Consider the following 24,242-nt stretch of genomic DNA (forward strand, 5'->3'; position numbering starts at 1 on the left):
TATGATAATAATTACAGAAGTACTTTAGCAATAAATTAATAAGTTTTTACTTGTTTTTTACCACAGTACTTTGTTGTGCATAGTACTTTTTATTAAAACCTATAGAAGAGAAGCTTTTACCACTTTAATTGTTATTAAATTTGGCATAGGTGAAACCCAATCAGCGTAGGCTATATAAACTTCATCATTAATTATCGTTATCCCTCGAATGGTAATGTTATTTAAATCCAATGATGTGGCTAATTCGATGAATGTATTTGTTGCAATGTCATAAACACCTATAAAGGCATTACTATTATCCGATTCTTTATTTCCTGTGACTAGGACTGAATCGTTATATAAACTTGTAAAAGATTCATAAATGCCATAAGGAAGTGTTTCTTGATTCCATGTGTCATTTATCAAATCATAAACATTTAATTCACTATAATTTATTGACTCATCAGTTCCTCCAAACATATATAGCTTGTCGTTGTAAACAATTCCATCAGCTTGAAATCTTATTCCATATGGAAAAGTGCTTATGTCGCTGTAAATTTCATTAATTGATTCAAAACGGCTAATTTTCATTTCATAATCATTAACACTAACAATAGGATTAAAAACTACTCTACCAGAGATAATTAATACATCATTATCATATTTGGTAATCCTATGCTTCTTTTTACCATAAAACTGATTACTCCAATTTAAGTTATTAAGATTTAAGTCGTACTTTATTAAGCTAGATACACCAAAAGAGTATATCATATTATCAATAACTTCAAGTTGCCTTGATTGACTTCCATCGCCATGTGTTAAGTCTATTTGTGACTGCGTGTTTAAATTATATTTTAGAACGTTTTCTGAATTAAGATTGTCAGCTGAATATGTTATATAAAAGGAATTTTCACTTAAAACACTTTTCATATCAATGTCTAAAGTATCTACTTCAAATGACATAACCTCTGTAAAATCCAAAGATGATGTATTTTGGGTTGTAGGATTGTTATCAGATGTACAAGAGCTTAATAAAATAGTTGCTACAAGAATTACTAATATATTTTTCATAACTGATTGGTTTTAATTGCTTTCTTAAAACTATAAATACTATTGTATATTGTTTACGGTAAAGTTAATTTATGTTAAATCACTGATTTCCGTGTATTATGCACAACTCGTTATATAACAACAATAATAACAATTACCCCTCAATACCCAAAGGCAAACAACACTTTTTTAGCCATATTACCCTCTAAAGAGCAACTAGTTAAAGCCCTAAAATAATAGATGTTTCTACAAATAACCAAGGGCTTTTTTATTAGGCCTTTAATTTTATAGAGTAGGGGTATTTAACGGTTTTGTGTATGGTTAGTTGCGTGGTTAAGCAACTAATTTAGCAAACATTTACGAACCTGTGAATATTCCGCAGGAATATTCGCAAATAGGTAAGAACCAAGCAATTAATTATACACGTTGTTCTATGCAGTTTTTATTCAGATTGTTTAATGTCAAACTCAATATTCCAACGTTTTAAATAATCTTGTAAAGGTTCAAGTCCCATTTCCGTTCTCCTCTTATTTACAGTTTCTGGATTTGCAAGGTCGTATAAAATCCATTCATTCTCATTTTGAATTACTTGAGTTCCGTATACTTGAGGTAAGTCATCGTTCATCATTGTTCTATCTTTCATCAAAGCAATTTGCGATGCTTTTAAATCTCCATTTTTTGCTGATTTTTCTAAAAGTGGTAAGTATTTTTTTCGATTAGCATTGTCTCCATGTTGGAAAACTACCCAAACTGCGCTCATTTGCACATCGCTAACTACTTCTAATGTAGGCATTCCACATTTTTCAATTAAACTAACTACTGTTATCAGATTTTCTTTATCTATTTTAGGGTTAATTTCTCCTCCATTTGTTCTCATTCCTTGGTCACTATCAAAAACATTTTGCAAAATTTCCGGCACTTTATTGCAATTAATATCTATCAATTCTAATGGTTGATAATTTTGATCCTTACAAGATGAAAGGATTATAAATAGGCTAAATATCAAAAGTTTGTAATTCATTCACGGTGTTTTTCAAATTGCATAGAACTCTTTATATAACAACAATATTAACAATTACCCCTCAATACCCAAAGGCTAACAACACTTTTTAAGTCATATTACCCCTCTAAAAGAGCAACTAGTTAAAGTCCTAAAATAATAGATGTTTCTACAAATAACCAAAGGTCATTACTAAACAGTCTAGAGCTAGCAATAAGTTATATACGGTGCTACTTGTAGACTTTTAATTATTCCGTTATTACAAATATTGCTTTTGCCTTTCCTACTATTTTTTCACTTGTACTAGAAAAATAGATTCCATTAGAAAAGTATCCAGTACTACCGCTTTCTTTACTTTCAGTATTCAATAAAAGCACACCATTAGCACCAACCTCGGCTGCTTTAGATTTTAATTTATTCATTACTCTATCTTGGGTAGCTTGTCTTGAAAATTCAATATCAGATGATGCCTCAATAATTCCAATAGTTTCAAACTCTTCTGGAGGGTTGGGATACAGACTTACCTCAGCGGGAGTAATTGCTGGTCTAGTTTTTCCTGTTATGATAATTGAACCCGTTGCGCAACTAATAACAGTAAATAGAAAAAATGATGTAATTATTTTAAATATTCTCTTATTAATTTTTTTCATAATTGAAATCTTAATTTGTTGTATAATATTATTGAATTATTTAGTTTTTTAAACTTAAAACCAACCCATTAACATCATCCCTTTAAAAAAAGAACAACAAGGCCTTTAAAGCCCCTTTACCCATCTACAAGATCAGCAATTCTAAGACCGTAGACTAATGTACTTACTTTCTACAAATTACCAAAAGGATTTTAAGATTTATTGCTTAAAAATTTAAACCTTAGTTTATTATAAACTTATATATAGTGCCTTAAAAATAAAAAAACAGCCATAATAAGGCGGTATGCCACTTTAACCCATATTTATGTACATTTTAGCTAAGATACTTTAGTTTTAAAAAAAACTTTTATATTAGGCAGCTAACCTATTAGGTATTAGATGTGTATGTAAATTAAATTATAATGAGTAAACAAAACAAAAACCAACCTGTGCAGCAAAACTTCCATATAGAATTGGAGGCACATTTATTAGAAAATGAAATATGGCTTACTACAGAAGAAGCCATGGCTTATTTAAAAATTAGCCGTAGTACCATTTACAGATTACGGAAACAACAGAGTATTCCTAATTTTAAGTTAGGGCACAGCCCCATGTATCCCAAGCATTTATTAACTAAAATATTAATGCAACGCGTTATACGCAATGTAAAGCAGTTTTAACAGTGCTGCATTCTTTTTTACATGTTTTCTTTATAAGTATTTCTTCCCTACAAAACCCTAAAAAAGCATATTAACGTATAACCTGTTTAAGGTTACACGCTAACACGCCCTTTTTAATCCTTTTGCAGATTTCATTTTTTACAGTATTTAGCTTTTACAATACTGTAACAGCCCCCATGTAGGTACTAATAGCTGCAAAATTGGTTTCGGGTTTAATAAAAGATAGCCAAACCTCTACCTCAAACCCCGCCATAAAGTCGGGCAAATTTACCGTTGCCGTTGTGGCATCTCGGGTAGCAACCTGCAAATTGGTGTAAAACAAGTTAAGATCTGGAGTATAAACCACCACTATTAGCACATCTGTAGCGGTGGCCTTGCCTTGTCTGCTATTGTCTTGCCAACCAAAATCTAAGGTTTGCCCTGCACCTGTGGCTATGGTGCCTGCTTCTACACCTCTTAAGTCGCCTTTGCTTATAAGCACCTTGGCATAGTCCATTACCATACCTTGCGCGGTGCTTACTACGGCATCTTTAAGATGGTAAGAGGTGGCTAAATTGGTCCGCGACTTATCGCCCTGCGGACTCCCAAAATAGAGGTCTAGAACCTCTGAAATAGGACTTAAAAAACGAATGACAGTTTTAAACTTCTGCCGTTGTTCTTCTTGTCGTACTGTTGGCGTATAATCCCCACGCTGTGGTAAACTACGCATTACATTTTTTCCGCGCCATCTAGCGCCTACTACATTACCTACTTTGCCAGAAAATCCGCCAAGTATGCCTTTTTCAAATGTGGCCATAATACAAAATATTTATAGATTAATATACTGCTAATTTATAACCTAAAATACTAATATATAAAGGGTTGACACATGTTGATACCAATTGGTTTTTATTGATTGTAATTGATGGGGATTGACCTGTTGTGACACATGCTGACACATGGTAACACACGCAGACACATGCAGACCTGTTGTGGCACAGCCTGGCACAGCCTGACACAAAAGTGCTGTTTTTAGGGGGTTTTGTTCGGGTGTTGTTCGGGAATCCTTCGGTAGAGCCTCTGTTGTATTTTCTTAAAATAGACGTTTTAGGGAGCACATAGCCACAAAACCCAAAGGAACCCTAACCCGTAAAGAATGCCTAGAGGAGGTGGGCTTTGTTTTTTTAGAATAAAATAGATACAATCTAAAGATCCATAGGGTCAATTTCCCTAAACATCTATTCTGTAATTAAAAAATAAGCAAATAGTTTTACCTTTGGTTTTAAGGTTTAAAAGACTGCGATTGCAAAGCAAACGTAAAGTGTTGCTGTAGTAACCGCTTTAAAAAACCGTTTTTTTAAAAAATCTAATGCACAAAAATAAAAACATCACCTTATTCTTGCATCTATTGGTATGGCTAGTACTCTTTAGCATGCCTTATGTCTTATCTTATGGCGCGTCGCAAGAAATTGAAAGAGTCATTGCGCACTTCTGGATCCCTTTAGGCTTTTACTGCATTATATTTTACTCCAATTATTTTAGCCTTATAGATCGGTTTTTATTCACTAAAAAAACGCTGCTTTTTGTTGTTATTAATTTGGTAATGATAGCGGTGTTTATCACCTTAAAAGAACAGATAGAGAATGTTTTTTTTCAGGAAATCTTAAAAAAACCGATTAAAGATGATGGTAATGGCCCACCGTTTAAAATGTTTCTTTACATACAAATGCTGTCTTATATGGCGCCTTTATTATTTGCTATTGCTATAAAAACCACCAAACGTTGGGTACAAACCGAAAACGAACGTAAGGAAGCTGCACATATTAAACTAAAGTCCGAGTTACAACACCTACATTACCAGTTGCAACCGCATTTCTTTTTTAACTCGTTAAATAACATTTATGCGATGGTAGATCTTTCTCCAGAACGAGCCAAAACCTCTATTCATAGCCTAAGCAAGCTTATGCGCTACATGTTGTATGATACTAATGAAGAATCAGTTGCCTTGTCTAAAGAAATAGATTTTATGGCCAAGTATATAGACCTAATGAAGCTTCGTGTTTCAGATAAAACGCTCGTTAATTATAGTTTTCCTGTCAATGAAACGGGGATTAAAATAGCCCCTTTACTCTTTATATCATTAATAGAAAATGCCTTTAAACATGGAGTGTCTGGGAGTAAAGAAAGTACCATTTATATAAATATGGTGGCCACAGGTAAAACCGTTTTATTTACTACTGAAAACGATAATTTCCCTAAAAAGATAAACGATAAAAGTGGCTCTGGTATTGGGCTTCCTAATATTGAAAAACGAATAGAATTGCTATACCCCAATAAAAGCAAGTTTACAACCCAAGTGAAAGATCATAGGTTTATAGCTCGCCTAGAAATTGAAACGGATTAAATAAGCCTTGCTACAATACCAAGGCTATTGCAATGCATATAGGCTTGGTGTTGCTAAAACCAATAAGCCATAAACGTACTAAGAAATAAGAATAATGAAGTCTATAAAAAAAACGATTGTAATTTGCTTTTTATTAGTCTTAAGTACCCCGCTTTTTGCTCATAAAGGCGGCCATGGTACCCCCTTAAAATCTTGGACCATCACAACACGTAACGAGGTTATAAAAGCCAATTTTATAAGTTATGAAAAAGAGAGGGTTTGGCTTAGTAATGCTAACCATACCGTTAAAAGCTATCCCTTGTCAGCTTTTTCTAATGCAGATCAGCAGTATATTAAAACCCAAAGCCAGTTGATAAAAGCCTTAAATAGTGATGCTATTATTTCAACTAAAGTACCAACGGTTACTTATTTTAATAAGGCACTTATAGGCTTAGGCGTTTTGCTATTGTGTTTTTCTGTTTTTAAACTTGTAAAACAAAAAAAAATACGCGACGTATCTTATGGCGTACTAGGTATGGGGGTTATTGTTATTGTAGGGTGCAAAAACACCACTACCACTTCTACAAGTACGGCAGTAGTACCACAAAATAAGGTGGCTGTAATGCAGACGTTTTTCGAGAAATTTGAAGGCGTTACCACACATGCAGACAAAGATTTTCTGTATATATCATCAAACGGTTTACCAAATCACCAAATGATGGTAGGCATTAGCAACTGGCAACAACAAGTCCCAATTCAGCAAAATTATACAGGCACTAATAGTTGGGCCATCCCTATACAGCCTCAACTGGCAAAAGAGCCGTTGTCTACAAAAACCAATTTACTTAAAGGCGCTATTGCTGTGGCAGTAAATGGCATTCCTATTTTTAATCCGTTAAACAATAGAGGCGAAGATGCTAATGCCATTGGAGAACTAGACCATTGGGGCGGGCATTGCGGCCGTGCAGACGATTACCATTACCATTTACCCCCTTTGCATTTACAAAACCAAGTAGGGGCTGGCAATCCGGTAGCTTATGCGGTAGATGGTTTTCCGGTGTATGGCGAAACCACAGATCCTTTAGACCAATACCTTGGTAAAACAAATGCCGATGGGTCTTACCAATACCACACCATTAAAGATTACCCTTATTTTATTGCAGCTATGAGAGGCGAGGTTGTTTTAGATCCTAAAACCGAAGCACCAGAAAATCAAGTGTATCCCCAACCCAGAACTCAAGAATTACGCCCTGCTTTACGTCCTTTAAAAGGGGCTGAAATTACAGGTTTTAAAAGCTTAGAAGCTAATAACTATGCATTAACGTATACCTTAGATTCAAAACCTTATATTATAAAATACCATTGGGATAGTGATGATAATTATACCTATCAGTTTATAAATCCTGATGGCACAACAACAGTAGAAACTTATAAGCCAAGATAAACCAAGATAAAAATGAAATATTCAAAATTGATAGTTCTTATGCTTTTTATGGGAGTAATATCTTGCGAACACCATAAAAAAGCAACAACAAAAGTAAATCATGATGATTTTAAAACCGTAAATGCCAATTTTAAACTCACAAGTAAAGCGGTAGCTAACGGTGTTTTATTAGACGCTTATAAGTGTGAAGAAAAAGTAAATGATGTTGAAAACTCCATACCATTATCGTGGCAAAATGTCCCCGAAGGCACCAAATCTTTAGCCGTTGTAATGTATCATTATCCTAAAAAGGATGATAAAACAGAAATTAACTCGTACCTGCTATTATGGGACATCGACCCTAGCGTTACCCAAATACCTTATAAAATGGCTGCTAAAGGCGCTTGGTTTATGGGGGGTAATAAGGACGGTACAGCCATATCGTACACCTCGCCGTGTTCGCGTGGTAAAGGCAAGCATACATATACCATAGCGCTTTATGCCTTAGCAGAAACCCCTGCGGCTTTACCTAAAAAACACAGTTTAGCTGTAGATTATAATGTGTTTATGGATGCCTTAGATACCGTAAACATTATAGACCGTACCACTTTAACTTTTATAGATTCTAATTAAAAACAATTTTAAAATGAGACCTTTAAAACATACAACACTGGTCGTTGTTTTGGCCTGCTTTACCATAACAGCTTGTAAAAATGGTGAAAACGCTAAAAAAGCAATACCAAAAACCTCAGAAGTTTATACCGGTACCGCTTCGGTATCTCAAGGTCCTGCAACAGTGCTGACTAAAAATCTATTGGAATGTGATAGAGGCAGAAAAGCCCCCATAGGCACAGTAACAGCAACAGATGGTACAGAATTTACGGTTCCTGCTGACGTTCATTTTACCGATGCTACTTTCCCTATGGCGTCTAATTTGTTTAATCCTTGTACGCAAGTAGAGTATGCCTCTGATGAAGAAGCCATAGCCGCTTTAGATGGCACTGATATTATAGAAGTAGATGCCGATGGCAAGGTGATTACCGCTTATATATTTGCCGATAATTACTTCGAAATGTATATTAACGGTGTTCCGGTAGGGAAAGATAATGTGCCGTTTACACAGTTTAATTCCAACATTGTTCGTTTTAAAGTACATACCCCATTTACAATTGCCATGAAGTTAGTAGATTGGGAAGAAAATAGCGGTTTAGGATCAGAGGCCAATAGGGGGAAGGCGTTTCATCCTGGAGATGGGGGTATGGTTGCGGTTTTTAAAGAGGCTAGCGGTGAAATAATAGCAACAACAAATGCAGATTGGAAAGCCCAAACGTATTATACAGCGCCTTTAAGAGATTTATCTTGCGCAAGTGAAGAAGGCGCGTTAAGATTAAGCGAAACCTGTACAACCCAAGATTCTAATGACGGTACAGCCTATTACGCTTTACATTGGCAGACCCCAACAAACTGGCAAGCCGCAGATTTTAATGATAGTCAATGGCCTAACGCTACCGAGTTTTCAAATAAAACAATAGGGGTCGATAATAAGCCCGCTTACACTAATTTTATAAATGTGTTTGATAATGACAAAAATGATGCTAAATTTATATGGTCTACCAATGTTATTTTAGACAATGAAGTTTTAGTGCGCTATACGGTAAAATAATAGCTGTTACCAACCTGTTTTAACCCCTTAAAAAATACCAACCCATATATGAGCCCTATTAAAATTACTTGTGTTATTGTAGACGATGAACCAATGGCACTCAATTTAGTAGAAAGTTATGTTGAAAAAACACCTTTCTTAGACTTTAAAAAGAAGTGTAGCAGTGCTATTGAGGCTATGGAATATATAAAGACCAATCCGGTAGATTTAGTATTTTTAGATATACAAATGCCCGATTTAACAGGTTTAGAGTTTTCTAAAATGTTACCCAAAGAAACCCGTGTTATTTTTACCACAGCTTTTGATCATTATGCCTTAGAAGGTTTTAAGGTTGAAGCTATAGATTACCTTTTAAAACCCTTTGATTATGCCGAGTTTTTAGCCGCTGCTAATAAAGCTAATGCTTGGTTTGAATTGGTAAAAGGGCAGAAGCAAAGTATTGTATCTGAAGAAAAAGAATTCCTTTTTGTGAAATCGGAATACAAACAATTACGTATTAAGCTTGCTGATGTTTTATATTTTGAAGGTCTAAAGGATTATATTAAAATTTGGATAAAAGACAACCCTAAACCTATATTAACGTTAATGAGCTTAAAGTCGCTTGAAGAAGAATTGCCTTCTACGCAATTTATGCGTGTGCACCGATCGTTCATTGTATCATTAAATAATATAAATGTTATAGAGCGAAGCCAGATCATTATTAATGAACAACGCATCACTGTTTCAGAACATTACAAGCCAAAGTTTTTAGAGTTTATTAATAATAACTCTTTAAATTCTTAAGTTTTTATTCTTTTATCTATAGAATATTATATTTGGTCCTTAAAATCAATGTATTGGTCTATTTACTTTTTTTAATAACAAGAAATAGAACTACGTTTGTACTTTGAAAATCAATAGAAATTATAATTATGAAAAAAATAGCTTTAACCTTTACGGTTGCAATCACAATGTTTAGCTGTAGTAGTGTTAAAAATATAGATACATCATCTATAGCACAAGCGACTTCTTTGTTAAGTTCTTTAAGTTCTAACTCAACAGTACAACAAATTACGAGTCTTTTTAATTTATTAGATACAGATAATAGTGACTCTATTAGTTCTACAGAAGCTATAGGTTCTGTATCAGATAATTTTGATGTTTTAGATACCGATAGTAACTCAAGCCTTAATCTTTCTGAATTAACAGGTTTATTAGATATATTGAAATAAATTCCCCTAGATTTATAACTGAAGAAGGTATACTGTTTTATGGTATACCTTTTTTTCTTTTATACTAGACTTCTAAAACCATATCTATAAAAATAATAGTTTTATAGATCAATTTGTATCACTGGTCTATTTGTTTTTTTTTATGCTTTTATGATATATATCTTTAAACTATTAAGACAAAATAGAGTCTTAATAATTGAAAAGAAAAAAGTTTAATGCATTTTAAATCTTAATTATTATGAAAACATTTATTAAAACATACGTATTATCAGCAGCCTTTATAGTGGCTTTTGCAGCACAATTGCCTGCACAGACAAAAAGAAATACAAATAAAAAAACAGTAGTAACTACAACCACTAAAACTGTGGTGAAGAATAAGGGTAATAAAAGAATATCGAGTTCTAAAGTGACCTATAAAAAACCGACGAGAAAAGTAGTTTCGGTAAGATCAGTACCTAATAAAACGGTAGTAAAACACAACGGACAAAGTTATTACTATGCTAATAACAGATATTACACACAATCTAGAGGGCGTTACATTGTAATTGCACCTAAGGTAGGATTTAGAATTAAAACATTACCTCAAAATTATAAACGTGTAAGGTTTAATAACCATGATTATTACAGTGTTAATGGTACATTTTATATCTCTTATAATAACGAATATGAAGTCGTAGAACCCGAAATAGGAACTGTGGTTTATGAATTACCAGAGGATTACGAAAAAGTAGTTATAGATAACCAAACCTATTATGAATATGCTAATATTCTATACGAAAAAGTACAGGTAGATGGTACTAGAGCTTATGAGGTTGTTGGTATTATTGATGTAGAATAAATTATTAAGTTAAGTGTTGATGAATTGGAGTAAAACCTATGTTTTATTCCAATTCTTTTATTAAATCTATAATTCTTAATCTATTACTATAGTCGTATTCATTAACATCTCTAACAAAACAATATATACTTATGTCTTTATCCTTTACTTTTTTTGCTAATTCTTCAACTTTAAAAGGACCAAATTCTTTTGAGTTTTCAATAAAATAAAATTCGTGATCGTAGATAATAGTACTCACTTTTTTAGTGTATTTTTCTTTTAAGAACGTTTGTATATCTTCAATAGAATTTAAATCATCTTCATAGGTCGTGGTATTAATATATAGTGCAAACTCTTCTTTTTCTTGGTTATTAAGCACTAAAATATCATCATCCTTAAAATAAGCATTCACCGTAATCATTCCATCTTCAGTTTCAATAGATAGTCTATTGTTAAGAATAATAGTCCATGATGTTTTAATAACGTTATCTTTTCGTGCTATTTCAAGAATATTATTTGTTTTAAAAGTATAAACAGATTTTTTATTAGAAATACCATTGACCAATACCCATTGTTGGTCTATAAAAAGGGCATCGTGGTGCCGATTAAAATTAAAGGGCTTTAAATTAGGTATAGTTCTATGAAGATAATCACTCATTTAGTAGGTTTTAAGTCGGTCTTAGTTATAATATACCGTTGAAATTGAGATGTATATTTTTTAAAGTTAATAATTTTATAGTAGTTTCAAAGTTTCTTAATTCTAATTAAGGTTTAAATGATAAATAAATAATTAAGAGTGCTTTTTTCTATTAAAAATAAGATTCAATACCCCCTAAGTCGTTCTAGACCATTTTTATATTGTAATTTTGCAAAATATTTAAGAAAAATATTTTTCTAAAAAAAATATAAAATTAAGTGACTTGTTAAAAAAACAAGTGTCTTAAGATTAACAACAATTAATTACATACTAAACAATCCTCTTGACTAAAGACGCTATTCATAGCCTAACCGATGAAGCGCTTGTAGAAGCAATCGTAAAAACCAACGACACTATGTTGTTTGAGGTGCTTTATGATAGGTATGCTTCAATGGTTTATAATAAATGTTATGGATTTGCCAATGGTGTTGATGAAGCTAAAGATTTAACACAAGACGTTTTTTTAAAGGTGTTTATAAAATTAGCAAGTTTTAAAGGTAAATCTAAATTCTCTACATGGTTATATGCTTTTACGTATAATCATTGTGTAAATTACGTCACTAGAAATACAGCTAAAAAAATAGAAAAAAAATCAATTAGTAGTGAAACTATTGATATAGAAAATATTGGTGAAGATATAGATTCTACTCAAGAATTTGAGAACATGAGAGTAGAGCAGTTAAAAATTGTTATGGAACTGATATCACCAGAAGAAAAAATGATCTTACTATTAAAGTATCAAGACAATTTATCTATTAAAGAATTGGCAGATGCTTTAGATATTGGAGAAAGCGCAGTTAAAATGCGATTAAAAAGAGCAAAAGAAAAACTAGTACATAAGTACTCTAATTATACCAAAGATGGAGAATCCATTTAAGCAAATAGATCAGCCTTTAAAGGAAGTTCCTCAGGAGCTTAAAGCCAAAGTGATGCACGACATTGCTTTAGCTAAGCTTTTTATGGAATTAGCAGAACTGTTTTCTTATAATATAGGTCATATCATTGATAGTGTAACGAGTCAAAGAAAAAAATAGAATACTCAATATCCCCCTAACATAAAATTATAATTATGGACAGTATCATCGCATTAAAAAATAAAGCTATGCAATCATTATCATCAATGTGGCCTGAGTTTTCTGCTCTAGCTCTAAAATTTTTAGGAGCAATTGTAATTTTATTAGTGGGTTGGTTTATTACAAAACTAGTTGTTAAAGCCATTAAAAAGCTATTAAAAGTAGCTAATGTTCATAAACTTGATAAGAAGCTAAATGAAATTGAAATTGTTGAAGGAAAATCGTTAAATTTTGATACCACTAAAGTGGTTTCAAAATTAGTAAAATGGTTAATGTACATTATTTTAATTGTTGTGGTTTCTGATGTTTTAGGTTTAGAAATAATATCTAGTCAGGTTAATAATTTATTAGGGTATTTGCCACAATTATTTGCAGCCTTAGCAATCTTTATAATAGGACTGCTATTTGCTAATTTTGTTAAAAACGGACTAAAATCACTTTTTGAATCGATGGATTTATCAGGTGGAAAAATGATTAGTCAGGTTGTATTCTTCCTGTTACTTACGTTTATATCTATAACCGCTTTAAATCAAGCAGGAATTAATACAGATATCATTACAAACAATATCACTATGATATTGGCAGCCTTTTTATTAGCCTTTGCAATTGCCTTTGGTTTTGGGGCTAGGGAAGTGGTTAATAAATTATTAAACACATTTTATGCTCGTAAGACGTATGAGGTTGGTCAGAAAATAATTTTTAATGACGAAACTTATGTTATAGATGCAGTACAGAGTATTTCAGTAATATTAAAGAATTCTAAAGGGAAGTTAATTGTACCTATTAAAGATATTGTAGAAAGTCAAGTGCTTATGCAGGATTAAGTTATAAGGTTAGGGTTATAGATTTTATGTTTACATAAAGTATGATTCTGCATATACTTGATATATAAAAACCCCTTTTCATTAATTTGATTAGGGGTTTTTGTTAGTCTAAAGTCTAATAAAAATAAATCGGAGTGTTTTTACTTTTTAAGGACTCGTTTTTCTATTGAAGTTGCTATCGTTTATTTATTTTTTGCACGAATAAAATCAGTGATAAAATAAGTGATTAATTTTCCTATTTGAGTATCTGTATTTTCATTTGGTATGGCTTCACAAATGTGTAAGTAAGCAGCGTTTTCATGTTTTGCAAAATAATTAATAAATTGTCTTACTTTTTTTACATCAAAACCACTAGGTGTCATTGCGCTACTAGGAATATTGTTAATGGCATCGCAATCTATTTCAACACCAAAAGGTCTGTCATTAATATGATCTGATGCTATTTTTAATTCGGAGACATAATTAAGTTCTTTTCTAACATCAATAGCTTCGTAAGTATTGTATTTTATAGATTTAACTTTTTTAAGTGTTTTAATTAAGGTATCGGAAGTGTAATTTTCATGAAGTCCAAAAATGAAATAATGCTTTAAAAAACCTTCAGCATAGGCGTAACTAAATCCATTACCACTATGTCTGCCTTCGTCTGCTCTAAAATCTGAATGAGCATCAAAATTTATAACATTAATTCTTTGGTTATAAGCTAAAGCAGCACCTTTAATGTTTCCGTAGGCATTATTATGGCCGCCACCTATAATAATAGGAATTTTACCAGCTTTAATGATAGAAGAAACTACATAAGTAACATCTTTATCTATGGTTTCTACAAAGCTTCTAATTTTAGAAACTTGTTTCTTTTTAGTGAGGTCTAACTCTAATAAGGCCTTACGTTGCTCAGTATATTCTAAGTGTCCTAATACTAAAACACGTTTTGCGGATGTAAATTCATTACTTTGAATATTTAATAGAATATTTAAAGTAGCATCCCAAGTATTATATGTGCCTGGATTTCCATAATTTGCAGCAACTCCAATATCTTCTTTTACTCCAAAAATCACATAGTCAACATCTAAATCGGCAATATCATCGTATATATTCGAAAGGTTATGTAATAGCTGAATATGTTCTCCAAATTTAATTTCTTCTTTACGTTTCTTTAAAAGATGTTCCTTTTCTTTTTCTGTAAATAAGGTAAGATGCTGCATTTGGTCAAAAAGTTAAAATTTATATTAAAAGTACATTTAATTTAATTACTTTAACACTTAATTTAGAAATTAAAAAACAAGAATTAACAATACTTAAAAATTAAACAAATTATGGAAGGTTCCCAAAAATCAAACACAGGATTGAAAGTAGGCTTAGGCATACTATTAGTATTATTTTTAGTCACTGCTTTTTATACCTCTACACTTTACAGCGAAAAGCAAGAGAATGAAAAGGTATTGATGAGCGAGAAGAAGCAAGTGATGGATGAGCTTAGTAATATGGCTAAAGATTACGAAGAAGCTATTGCTGAAAGTGACATTAAAAACCAAGATTTAATAGCTGCTAAGGAACGTATACAAGGTTTAATGGATTCTTTAAAAGTATCTCAAAATAGTGTTGGTAGTCTATGGAGTTACAAAAAGAAATTTATGGCATTACAGGAAGAAATGGATATTTTGTTAACTGAAAATGATCGTTTAAAAGGCGAAAACCAATATTTAGCATCTTCTTTAGATAGTACTCAGGTACAATTAGCAGAGCGTACTATGTTTACAGATTCTCTTTTAGTACAAAACACACAATTAACAACTGTTGTTGAAGATGCTGCTGCCTTACAAACTGTTGGTTTAATTGGTATGGGTGTTATTGAAAGAAATAATGGAAAACAAATACCTACAGAACGCGCAAGACGTAGTGATAAAATTAAACTTTGTTTTACAGTTGCTAAAAATATGCTTGCTGAAGCAGGAGATAAAGAATTGTACTTACAGATTATTGATCCTAACAACAATGTATTAGGTTCTAATGAACAAATACAGTTTGAAGATCAAGTTTTAAACTATAGTTTAATTAGTAGATTTAATTACGAAAACAGAAACTTAAATATTTGTGAGTATATCAGTGAATTAGAAGATTCTAAATTTGCAGAAGGGCGTTATATTGTAAATGTATTTAGTGATAAAGGAATGATTTCTACTTCAGAATTTGAATTGAAATAATAGATAGCATTTATAGTGATAAAAAAAGTCCAGAAGTTAAAACTTCTGGACTTTTTTTTATTTTAATAATTGACCATTAATAATCACTTGCTCTATTGGGTTGTGAGCAAATGCATACGGAATCTCACTGTAGTGATCCATAGGTTTGGTAATAATTATATTTGCTTTTTTACCTCTTGTAATACTACCATACATACTACTTATTCCCATAGCGTATGCACCATTAATTGTAGCTGCGTTTATAGCTTCTTCTGGTGTCATTTTTAATTTTACACAAGCAGCGCTTACTATAAAATTCATGTTTCCACTAGGAGCTGTTCCTGGGTTATAGTCTGAAGCAATAGCTAGGGGTAAACCTGCGTCTATAATTTTTCTGGCTTGCGTATACGGGATATCTATAAAATATGAGCAGCCAGGTAAAGCAACAGGCATTGTATTACTGTCTTTTAAAGCTTCAATATCTTCATCATTAATTTCTTCTAAATGATCAACAGAGAGTGCATTGTGTTTTACACCAAGCTCTATTCCGCCAAGAATATTAAATTGATTAACGTGAATTTTTGGCTGTAAATTATATTTTTTACCGGCCTCTAAAATGGCTTCTGTATCTTTAATATTAAAATAACCATCTTCACAAAAAACATCTACAAAATGAGTGATATTTAATGCAGCTGCTTTAGGGATCAGTTCTTCAATTATTAGCTTAATATAATTTTGCTTTTTAGACTTATAGTCTTCCGGAATGGCATGTGCAGCTAATAGCGTAGGGATAATGGTTGCTAAACTTTCTTGCTTAAGGCGCTTTATTACTCTAAGCATTTTTAATTCTGCTTCAACCGTTAATCCATAACCTGTTTTTATTTCTACAGCACCAGTTCCCATGGCTATTAATTCATTCAATCGTTTTAAGGACTGATTAAATAGGGCTTCTTCAGAAGTTTCTTGAAGTACTTTTGCGGAGTTTAAAATACCGCCCCCTTTTTTAGAAATATCTGCGTAAGATAAACCATTAATTCGGTCAACAAATTCTGAAGTTCTATCACCGGCATAAACAATATGGGTGTGTGAGTCGCACCAAGAGGGTAAAACAATTTTACCGGTGGCATCAATAATTGTTTCGGCATGGATGCCTTCGCAATCTTCCATTACGCCATATTCTATAATGGTATCGTCAACAATGTAGAGATAAGCATTTTCTAAAATAGGAAGTATGTTCATATCACTCCCTTTTCTAATCGTTTTATTGTGTGTATGAACCTGAACGAGTTGTTTAATGTTTTTTATTAGTATAGACATGCTAATTGGTGTTAATATAAATATGTTGTTTTTCACTAAAAAAACGCTAGTAATGATTTCCTAGCGTTTTTATATTTTATAAAATTGACTTCTTATTCTTTTAAAATTCTGATGCCAATTTATTATTTAATTTCTAAATAGAATTTAATTAGAAGGAAAAACAACTATTAAATTCAATGTGTTTGATAATTATTTTAAATTACCTACCATATTTTCTGGTTTTACCCAAGCGTCATAATCTTCAGCAGAAACATAACCTAAGTTTATAGCTTCTTCTTTTAAAGTTGTACCATTTTTATGAGCTGTATTTGCTATTTCGGCAGCTTTATAATAACCAATTTTAGTATTTAAAGCCGTTACTAACATTAGTGAGTTGTTTAATAGCTCTTCAATAACTTGATGATTTGGTTCGATTCCGACAACACAATGTTCTTCGAAACTTACACAAGCATCTCCGATTAATTGCGCAGAGTGTAAAAAGTTAGCAGCCATCATAGGTTTAAAAACGTTAAGTTCGTAATGTCCTTGTGTACCACCAACAGAAATAGCTACATCGTTACCCATGACTTGTGCACAAACCATAGTTAAAGCTTCACATTGTGTAGGGTTAACTTTTCCTGGCATAATAGAACTTCCTGGTTCATTAGCAGGGATGATAATTTCACCAATTCCAGAACGCGGACCAGAAGCCATCATTCTAACATCATTAGCAATCTTATTTAAAGACACCGCTAATTGTTTTAAAGCACCGTGAGTTTCAACAATAGCATCGTGTGCCGCTAAAGCTTCAAATTTATTTTCTGCAGTTATAAAAGGTAATTCAGTAAATTCTGCAATGTATTTAGCAACTAACACATCGTAACCTTTAGGTGTGTTCATTCCTGTACCAACAGCAGTTCCTCCTAAAGCTAATTCGCTTAAGTGAGCTAAAGTATTTTGTAAAGCTTTTAAGCCATGATCTAATTGAGATACATAACCAGAAAACTCTTGTCCTAAAGTTAAAGGTGTAGCATCCATTAAGTGTGTACGACCAATTTTTACAACATCTTTAAATTCTAATGATTTTTTATGTAAAGCATTACGTAATTTAATAACACCAGGAATTGTTGTTTCTGCAACTTTTTTGTAGGCTGCAATATGCATTCCTGTAGGGAAGGTATCGTTAGATGATTGAGACTTATTAACATCATCATTTGGTTGAATTGTTTTTTCTCCTTCTCCAATAATTTTACCTGCAATTTGATGTGCTCTGTTGGCTACAACTTCATTCACATTCATATTACTCTGCGTACCAGAACCCGTTTGCCAAATCACTAAAGGAAACTGATCGTCGTATTTTTTTTCTAATATTTCATCACAAGCTTGCGCTATTAAATCACGCTTTTCTTTAGATAAGACTTCTAAATCACAATTAGCGTAAGCAGCAGCTTTTTTTAAGTATGCAAAACCATAAACAATCTCTAAAGGCATTGATGCTGTTGCTCCAATTTTAAAGTTATTACGAGAACGCTCTGTTTGCGCTCCCCAAAGTTTGTCGGCAGGTACTTTAACCTCACCCATAGTGTCTTTTTCTATTCTGTAATCCATGTCTATATATATGTATTAATTGCTTTACAAATTTAGCAATTTAAGGGGGTAAATAAGTATTCTAAAGGGTTTTATTTAAACAGTTATATGATTAATCTGTTAATAAGTGTTAGGATTCTTTTTTACTAAAAAAATATATTAAGGCTAATACTGACATTTATCATTGTTATTATTTTTTATATGAAAACACGTAATTAAAATATGGAATGTAGTTCACTTAAAAATTAAATTACAACCGCGATTTATCCTTGATTAAGGTCGTATATTTTACAACTTCAATTCATAAAATAGATGTTTCTAAATATATAAGCTATTTTAGCTTAGTCTTTTCAATATTAAAAGACAATCAAATCAGTAATATATGGCACATAGTCAAGAACTTATAGATAAACTTATTGAAAAATTAGAGCTTCTTTTTAAAAAGCAGGCTGAGTTTTCTTCTGAAATTAACAGTTTGAAAGAAGAATTGTACAGGTTACAATCTGGAGTAATTACAGAAGCTCCAAAAACAATAGAAGAAGCACCGTTAGCTGAGCCTTTACCTATAGATGAAAATGATGTTAAAATTGTACCTAAAACAGAAATAGCATCACTTATACGCGAAGAAATAGCACCTGTTATAGATACACAGCCTATATCTCAAAATAAAATTATAGAGCATAAAGAAGAAGCTAAAGTTCTATATAAGAAACCTAAATCTAAATCGAGCTTAGAGAAATTTATAGGTGAAAACCTTCTAAATAAAATAGGAATCCTTATTACCATTATTGGTGTTGTGATTGGGGCAAAATATTCTATTGAAAATAATTTAATAAGTCCTACCACCCGAATCGTTATTGGTTATTTAATGGCCATAGGTTTGTTAGGTTTTGGTATAAAGTTAAAAGAAAAGTACGAATCCTACAGCGCTGTGCTTGTTAGTGGAGCAATCGTTATTTTGTATGTCCTCACGTATTTTGCGTATGATTTTTATGGCTTAATACCGCAAGTACCAGCCTTTGTGCTTATGGTTGTTTTTACCACATTTACAGTGGTTGCAGCTATTAACTATAACAGACAGGTTATAGCGCATATTGGTTTAGTTGGTGCATACGCAGTGCCTTTTTTACTAAGCAGTGGTTCTGGGCAAGTAGAAGTGCTTTTTGGTTATATGGCTATCATTAATATTGGTATTTTAATACTTTCGTTCAAAAAATATTGGAAACCATTATACTATTCAGCCTTTATATTTACATGGCTAATTTATGGATCTTGGTATTTCTTTGAATATGATGAAGTAGATCACTTTTATTTAGCATTAGGTTTTCTAAGTCTATTTTTCTTAATATTTTATGTCACATTTTTAGCTTATAAAATGCTAAGAAAAGAAGTGTTTAAAACAAGTGATGTTGTTTTGTTATTGCTTAATTCATTTCTGTTTTATGGCTTTGGTATTGCTATTTTAGAAGATAATGAGACAGGTTCTCAATTATTAGGTCTGTTTACGATTTGTAATGCGGTGATTCATTTTATTGTTAGCGTTATATTTTATAAGAAAAAATTAGGAGATAAAAACTTATTCTATTTAGCATCTGCAATGGTATTGGTATTTATTACAATTACTATTCCTGTGCAACTTAACGGAAATTGGGTAACCTTACTTTGGGTAACAGAAGCGGCATTATTATTTGGTTTAGGACGTACAAAAGCAATTAAGGTTTATGAAAAACTATCGTATCCTTTAATGGTCTTAGCTTTTATAAGCTTACTAGAAGATTGGTCTTATGGCTATAGTGTTTATTACGGTATTGATGAAGAAAATATATTACCACTTATTTTTAATGTTTACTTTTTAACCTCATTGTTGTTTATCGCTGCATTTGGTGCCATTGTTTGGTTCTCTAAAAAAGAAGCCTATGTTTCTGCTTTAAAGCCAGATTCTATTTGGAATCGTGTATTTAGTTATGGAATTCCTGCGATCTTATTATTTAGTGCTTATTATGCCTTTAGATTAGAAATAGAAACCTATTGGGATCAATTATATTATACTTCTCAACTAAGTATTCCTGACGAAACGACTTATAATAACGTTATTAATAATTATGATTTAAATGATTTTAAAATCATTTGGGTTTTAAATTATTCGCTACTCTTTATGTCTTTGTTAGCGCTAATTAATTTTAAGATTATAAAAAGTAAACCCTTAGATAAAATAGCCTTAGGCTTAATTGTAGTAAGTGTTTTTACGTTTTTAACTCAAGGTTTATTGACGTTGAGTGAGTTAAGAGAAAGTTATTTAAATCCTTCAGAATATTTTGCTCAGGGTGAGTTCTATTTATGGATTAGATATGTCTGTTTTGCCTTTTTAGCTTTTGCTTTATATACGTGTTATCGTTTTATTAAACAAGCAGAGGTCAACAAAGGATTTAAAATTGCTTATGATATTTTATTGCACGTATCTATAATATGGGTTTTAAGTAGCGAGCTTATCCATTGGATGGATATGTCTGATTCTACACAGTCTTACAAATTAGGATTAAGTATCCTATGGGGTGTTTATTCGTTCTTATTAATAGCTTTCGGAATTTGGAAAAACAAAGCATATTTACGTATTGGTGGTATCGCATTTTTTGGTATTACATTGGTAAAGTTGTTTTTCTACGACATTTCTCACCTCAATACCATTTCTAAAACTATAGTATTTGTATCACTTGGAGTGTTACTTTTAATCATTTCATTTTTATACAATAAATACAAAAATCATATTACTGATGACGTTAAAAACTAGACTATTTATAGGTTTCCTTATAGGGTGTACAGTCTTCTGTTCTGCACAAATGAAAACGTACAATTATAAAAGAGCCATAGAGAATGTAGGTGACGAATGGCATAAAATTACTTTGCCAGATGCTGTTTTTTCTAAGGTAAATTCAGATTTATCTGATATTAGAATTTATGGAACTACAGTGAATAATGATACTATTGAAGCTCCGTATTTATTAAAAATTCGTTCTGAAAAAGTGATAAAGAAAACAATTCCGTTTCATCTTATTAATAAAACAAAAGGAGCTAACGGGGATTATTTTACATTTCAGTTGAATTCTACAAATACTATTAATCAGATTGATCTTAATTTTAATAATCAAAATTTTGATTGGAAAGTTGAATTACAAGGCAGTCAAAACCAAAACGAATGGTTTACCATTTTAGAAGATTATAGAATTCTATCTATTAAAAATGAAACGACGGACTATAAATTTACAAAACTGGTATTTCCTGATGCTAAATATCGTTTTTATAGACTTATTGTAAAAGGTGCTGAGCAACCAAAATTTGAATCAGCGCAACTTTTTAAGCATGAAATATCTGGTGGAAGTTATATTAATCATCAGATAAAATCTATTAAAAATGAAGTTGTAAAACCTAGCAAAACAACTGAAATTGAATTAGAATTAGAGCAATTGGTATCTTTAAGTAACCTTAATATTAATGTTAACAATACTTTTGATTATTACAGACCTATTAAAATTGAATATAGAAATGACAGCCTTAAAACAGAAAAAGGTTGGAAATACTATTACAAAACCATTACTAATGGTACATTAAACTCTTTAGAAGCTAATTCGTTTAATTTTGATAACACCATAGCTAAGCATATTAGATTATCTATATATAACGGTGATAACCAGCCTTTGTCTTTTGGTGAAATGACTTTGAAAGGGTACGAGTATCAGTTAATTACAAGATTTACAGAACCTGCAGATTATATGTTGGTGTATGGTAATACTTCAGCAAGACATCCTAATTATGATATTGCGAAATTTGAAACAAAAGTACCAGAGGGATTAGAAGCTTTAAAAATAGGAGAGGAGCAAATTATAGAGAAACAAGAGCAAGCTAAGGTAGAACCATTATTAGACAATAAATATTGGCTTTGGGCAATTATAGGGGTTGTTATTTTGGTTTTAAGCGGTTTTACTTTAAAGATGTTGAAGAAATAGAAATTATTCATTAACAATCTTTCCGTCTACCATCGTTAATTTTCGGTCTGCCATTTCAGCCAATTCTTGATTATGAGTGACAAGAACAAAAGTCTGATTAAATTCATCTCTTAACTTAAAGAATAAGTTGTGTAATTGCTCGGCAGATTCACTATCTAAATTCCCTGAAGGTTCATCTGCAAAAATAATATTCGGATTATTTATTAAAGCTCTAGCTACAGCAACACGTTGTTGTTCACCACCAGACATACTGTTTGGTTTGTGGTGTATACGTTCGCTTAAGCCTAAATAATCTAATAATTCTTTAGCACGTTTTTCGGCCTCTGCCTTAGGGGTGTTATTTATAAACGCAGGTATACAAACATTCTCTAATGCTGTAAATTCTGGTAGTAACTGATGAAATTGAAATATAAAACCAATGTTTTTATTTCTAAATTTAGCTAAAGCTTTGTCGTTTAGGGTTTTTATAGATTGTCCGTTTATAATTAGTTCGGTGTCCGATTTATAATCGGGTTTATCTAAGGTTCCTAAAATTTGAAGCAGCGTAGTTTTACCAGCACCAGAAGCACCAACAATAGAAATAACTTCACCTTCTAAAATGGTTAAATCAACACCCTTTAAGACATGAAGATCTTTATAGGCTTTCTTAATTTGCTTTGCAGAAATCACAGTTTTACTCATATCATGTGAAAGTAATACTTAATAGAATAATCTACAATACTATGCTCTAAATTTGTTCTTTTTACTGAAAAGATTTATTTTATATAATTCTATTGATTTTGTAAATTACACGTTGTAGTGCGAAAGTGACAGCAGCATTTTATTTGGAATAGTTATTGCTTTATCTATAGTAATTAATACATTATATGAATAAATACAAAAAATTAGGATTAAGTCTACTCTTTGATGCTTTAGGCTTAGTCTCATTTATAATTCCAGGAATCGGTGAGTTTTCTGATATTGTTTGGGCTCCAATTTCAGGTTGGTTAATGACTAAACTGTATAAAGGAAAAGCAGGGAAAGTCGCAGGAGTCATTTCTGTTGTAGAAGAAGCTTTACCGGGGTTTGATGTGATACCAACATTTACATTGATGTGGTTGTATACTTACGTTATTAAAAAAGAAACACCAGAAATTAAAGAATAAAAAAAGCACTCCATTGGAGTGCTTTTTTTAGTTTAAACTATGTTTTAGTTGACATCGTATGTAAACGTTACGTTAGCGTCTGTTGCACCGCCTGCATTTGTAATGTCTCCAGTGCTAACACCATCAGCACTTTTTGTTGGTTCATGTCTTAAAGTAACCACTAATATATTATCTGTTGAAGTAGCACCAGAATTAAATGTCGTTGATAATCCAATAGGATTACCATTATCATCCATATCAGTATAAGTTACACTACTATCAGCGTTGTTGGTTGTAAATGTGTAAAATACTTGGTGGTCAACGCCTTCTTCTAATACTTCTTCAGTTATATCTTCAGCAGGACTTTCAAGTTCATTTAAAAACTGAATATCTCCTGTATATTCTGTATCGGCTAAAATAGTTCCATTAATAGTATAAACAGGTGCATCTGGTCCCTCACCGTCTAAATCTTGACTTTGAAGCACTACCATATCACCACTCGCTGCTGTTAGTTCTAAACGCACTGTTGTAATGATTTCTTCTTCATTTACAGCTTCAGGAGTGTCATCATCAGATGAACAAGATACTAATGCAGATAAACTTAATACGGTAATAAATAAAAATTTAATTGTTTTCATGTTTTTAA

25 protein-coding genes are annotated in these 24,242 nt (G+C 31.8%); 15 read left to right on the forward strand and 10 right to left on the reverse strand.

Going from position 1 to position 24,242, the window contains the following annotated elements; all coding sequences use genetic code 11:
- Positions 1–99: 99 nt before the first annotated feature.
- From HSX10_RS14755 to HSX10_RS14765, 3 genes are all read right to left on the reverse strand, one after another.
- Complete coding sequence (locus HSX10_RS14755) at positions 100–1,050, reverse strand: Kelch repeat-containing protein (protein ID WP_173589013.1); 951 nt, start codon at positions 1,048–1,050, stop codon at positions 100–102.
- Positions 1,051–1,471: 421 nt separating this feature from the next.
- The gene (locus HSX10_RS14760; protein ID WP_173589014.1) at positions 1,472–2,035 is read right to left on the reverse strand and encodes a DUF6624 domain-containing protein; all 564 of its coding nucleotides are present in this window, start codon (positions 2,033–2,035) and stop codon (positions 1,472–1,474) included.
- A 242-nt stretch (positions 2,036–2,277) separates the two neighbouring features.
- Positions 2,278–2,679, reverse strand: coding sequence for a hypothetical protein (locus HSX10_RS14765; protein ID WP_173589015.1), 402 nt, complete (start codon positions 2,677–2,679; stop codon positions 2,278–2,280).
- 401 nt (positions 2,680–3,080) lie between these two features.
- On the opposite strand from HSX10_RS14765, the gene HSX10_RS14770 reads away from it, so the two are divergent.
- Positions 3,081–3,338 carry a helix-turn-helix domain-containing protein gene (locus HSX10_RS14770; RefSeq protein WP_173589016.1) on the forward strand — a complete coding sequence of 86 codons (258 nt, stop codon included), beginning with the start codon at positions 3,081–3,083 and terminating at the stop codon, positions 3,336–3,338.
- 154 nt (positions 3,339–3,492) lie between these two features.
- On the opposite strand, the gene HSX10_RS14775 is transcribed toward HSX10_RS14770, so the two are convergent.
- The gene (locus tag HSX10_RS14775) at positions 3,493–4,134 is read right to left on the reverse strand and encodes a DUF6266 family protein (protein ID WP_173589017.1); all 642 of its coding nucleotides are present in this window, start codon (positions 4,132–4,134) and stop codon (positions 3,493–3,495) included.
- A gap of 552 nt (positions 4,135–4,686) precedes the next feature.
- Here HSX10_RS14775 and HSX10_RS14780 point away from each other — a divergent pair.
- From HSX10_RS14780 to HSX10_RS14810, 7 genes are all read left to right on the forward strand, one after another.
- Positions 4,687–5,721 carry a sensor histidine kinase gene (locus HSX10_RS14780; RefSeq protein WP_173589018.1) on the forward strand — a complete coding sequence of 345 codons (1,035 nt, stop codon included), beginning with the start codon at positions 4,687–4,689 and terminating at the stop codon, positions 5,719–5,721.
- 94 nt (positions 5,722–5,815) lie between these two features.
- On the forward strand, positions 5,816–7,144 hold the full coding sequence (locus HSX10_RS14785) for a YHYH protein (RefSeq protein WP_173589019.1): 1,329 nt from the start codon (positions 5,816–5,818) through the stop codon (positions 7,142–7,144).
- A gap of 12 nt (positions 7,145–7,156) precedes the next feature.
- On the forward strand, positions 7,157–7,756 hold the full coding sequence (locus HSX10_RS14790; RefSeq protein WP_173589020.1) for a YbhB/YbcL family Raf kinase inhibitor-like protein: 600 nt from the start codon (positions 7,157–7,159) through the stop codon (positions 7,754–7,756).
- A gap of 13 nt (positions 7,757–7,769) precedes the next feature.
- Entirely contained in the window at positions 7,770–8,786 is a 1,017-nt protein-coding gene (locus HSX10_RS14795) for a hypothetical protein (protein WP_173589021.1), read from the forward strand.
- A 48-nt stretch (positions 8,787–8,834) separates the two neighbouring features.
- Positions 8,835–9,569, forward strand: coding sequence for a LytR/AlgR family response regulator transcription factor (locus HSX10_RS14800; protein WP_217363288.1), 735 nt, complete (start codon positions 8,835–8,837; stop codon positions 9,567–9,569).
- A gap of 128 nt (positions 9,570–9,697) precedes the next feature.
- A complete protein-coding gene (locus tag HSX10_RS14805) occupies positions 9,698–9,997 on the forward strand; it encodes a hypothetical protein (protein WP_173589022.1) in 300 nt (99 codons plus the stop codon).
- Between the two features lie 238 nt (positions 9,998–10,235).
- Positions 10,236–10,835, forward strand: coding sequence for a DUF6515 family protein (locus tag HSX10_RS14810; protein WP_173589023.1), 600 nt, complete (start codon positions 10,236–10,238; stop codon positions 10,833–10,835).
- A gap of 43 nt (positions 10,836–10,878) precedes the next feature.
- Here HSX10_RS14810 and HSX10_RS14815 read toward each other — a convergent pair whose 3' ends face one another.
- The gene (locus HSX10_RS14815) at positions 10,879–11,472 is read right to left on the reverse strand and encodes a hypothetical protein (protein WP_173589024.1); all 594 of its coding nucleotides are present in this window, start codon (positions 11,470–11,472) and stop codon (positions 10,879–10,881) included.
- Positions 11,473–11,794: 322 nt separating this feature from the next.
- On the opposite strand from HSX10_RS14815, the gene HSX10_RS14820 reads away from it, so the two are divergent.
- Genes HSX10_RS14820 through HSX10_RS14830 form a run of 3 tightly spaced genes read left to right on the forward strand, consistent with a single transcriptional unit; the run spans position 11,795 to position 13,408 of the window.
- On the forward strand, positions 11,795–12,388 hold the full coding sequence (locus tag HSX10_RS14820) for an RNA polymerase sigma factor (protein ID WP_173589025.1): 594 nt from the start codon (positions 11,795–11,797) through the stop codon (positions 12,386–12,388).
- Positions 12,372–12,545, forward strand: coding sequence for a hypothetical protein (locus tag HSX10_RS14825; RefSeq protein ID WP_173589026.1), 174 nt, complete (start codon positions 12,372–12,374; stop codon positions 12,543–12,545). Before HSX10_RS14820 ends, HSX10_RS14825 begins: the two co-directional genes overlap by 17 nt.
- Before the next feature lie 35 nt (positions 12,546–12,580).
- Positions 12,581–13,408 (forward strand): mechanosensitive ion channel family protein, encoded by an 828-nt coding sequence (locus tag HSX10_RS14830; protein ID WP_173589027.1) that lies wholly within the window; start codon positions 12,581–12,583, stop codon positions 13,406–13,408.
- 182 nt (positions 13,409–13,590) lie between these two features.
- Here the strand turns inward: HSX10_RS14830 and HSX10_RS14835 are convergent, their stop codons facing one another.
- Positions 13,591–14,610 carry a formimidoylglutamase gene (locus tag HSX10_RS14835; RefSeq protein WP_173589028.1) on the reverse strand — a complete coding sequence of 340 codons (1,020 nt, stop codon included), beginning with the start codon at positions 14,608–14,610 and terminating at the stop codon, positions 13,591–13,593.
- A 111-nt stretch (positions 14,611–14,721) separates the two neighbouring features.
- On the opposite strand from HSX10_RS14835, the gene HSX10_RS14840 reads away from it, so the two are divergent.
- Entirely contained in the window at positions 14,722–15,609 is an 888-nt protein-coding gene (locus HSX10_RS14840; RefSeq protein WP_173589029.1) for a DUF8428 domain-containing protein, read from the forward strand.
- 57 nt (positions 15,610–15,666) lie between these two features.
- Here HSX10_RS14840 and hutI read toward each other — a convergent pair whose 3' ends face one another.
- Positions 15,667–16,905 (reverse strand): imidazolonepropionase, encoded by a 1,239-nt coding sequence (hutI, locus tag HSX10_RS14845; RefSeq protein WP_173589030.1) that lies wholly within the window; start codon positions 16,903–16,905, stop codon positions 15,667–15,669.
- A 189-nt stretch (positions 16,906–17,094) separates the two neighbouring features.
- Positions 17,095–18,492: a class II fumarate hydratase gene (fumC, locus tag HSX10_RS14850; protein ID WP_173589031.1), complete on the reverse strand. Its 1,398-nt coding sequence runs from the start codon at positions 18,490–18,492 to the stop codon at positions 17,095–17,097.
- Positions 18,493–18,853: 361 nt separating this feature from the next.
- Between fumC and HSX10_RS14855 the strand changes: the two genes are divergently transcribed.
- Together HSX10_RS14855 and HSX10_RS14860 are read left to right on the forward strand one after the other, a co-directional pair.
- Positions 18,854–21,259 (forward strand): DUF2339 domain-containing protein, encoded by a 2,406-nt coding sequence (locus HSX10_RS14855; RefSeq protein WP_173589032.1) that lies wholly within the window; start codon positions 18,854–18,856, stop codon positions 21,257–21,259.
- Between the two features lie 49 nt (positions 21,260–21,308).
- Positions 21,309–22,472 (forward strand): DUF3999 family protein, encoded by a 1,164-nt coding sequence (locus HSX10_RS14860; RefSeq protein WP_217363290.1) that lies wholly within the window; start codon positions 21,309–21,311, stop codon positions 22,470–22,472.
- Positions 22,473–22,475: 3 nt separating this feature from the next.
- Here the strand turns inward: HSX10_RS14860 and HSX10_RS14865 are convergent, their stop codons facing one another.
- Positions 22,476–23,141 carry an ABC transporter ATP-binding protein gene (locus HSX10_RS14865; RefSeq protein ID WP_173589118.1) on the reverse strand — a complete coding sequence of 222 codons (666 nt, stop codon included), beginning with the start codon at positions 23,139–23,141 and terminating at the stop codon, positions 22,476–22,478.
- Positions 23,142–23,338: 197 nt separating this feature from the next.
- Between HSX10_RS14865 and HSX10_RS14870 the strand changes: the two genes are divergently transcribed.
- Entirely contained in the window at positions 23,339–23,617 is a 279-nt protein-coding gene (locus HSX10_RS14870) for a hypothetical protein (protein WP_173589034.1), read from the forward strand.
- A gap of 44 nt (positions 23,618–23,661) precedes the next feature.
- Here HSX10_RS14870 and HSX10_RS14875 read toward each other — a convergent pair whose 3' ends face one another.
- Positions 23,662–24,234, reverse strand: coding sequence for a type 1 periplasmic binding fold superfamily protein (locus tag HSX10_RS14875; RefSeq protein WP_173589035.1), 573 nt, complete (start codon positions 24,232–24,234; stop codon positions 23,662–23,664).
- Between the last annotated feature and the right edge of the window lie 8 nt (positions 24,235–24,242).

The organism is Winogradskyella undariae (assembly GCF_013285155.1).
GTDB classification, from domain to species: Bacteria; Bacteroidota; Bacteroidia; order Flavobacteriales; family Flavobacteriaceae; genus Winogradskyella; species Winogradskyella undariae.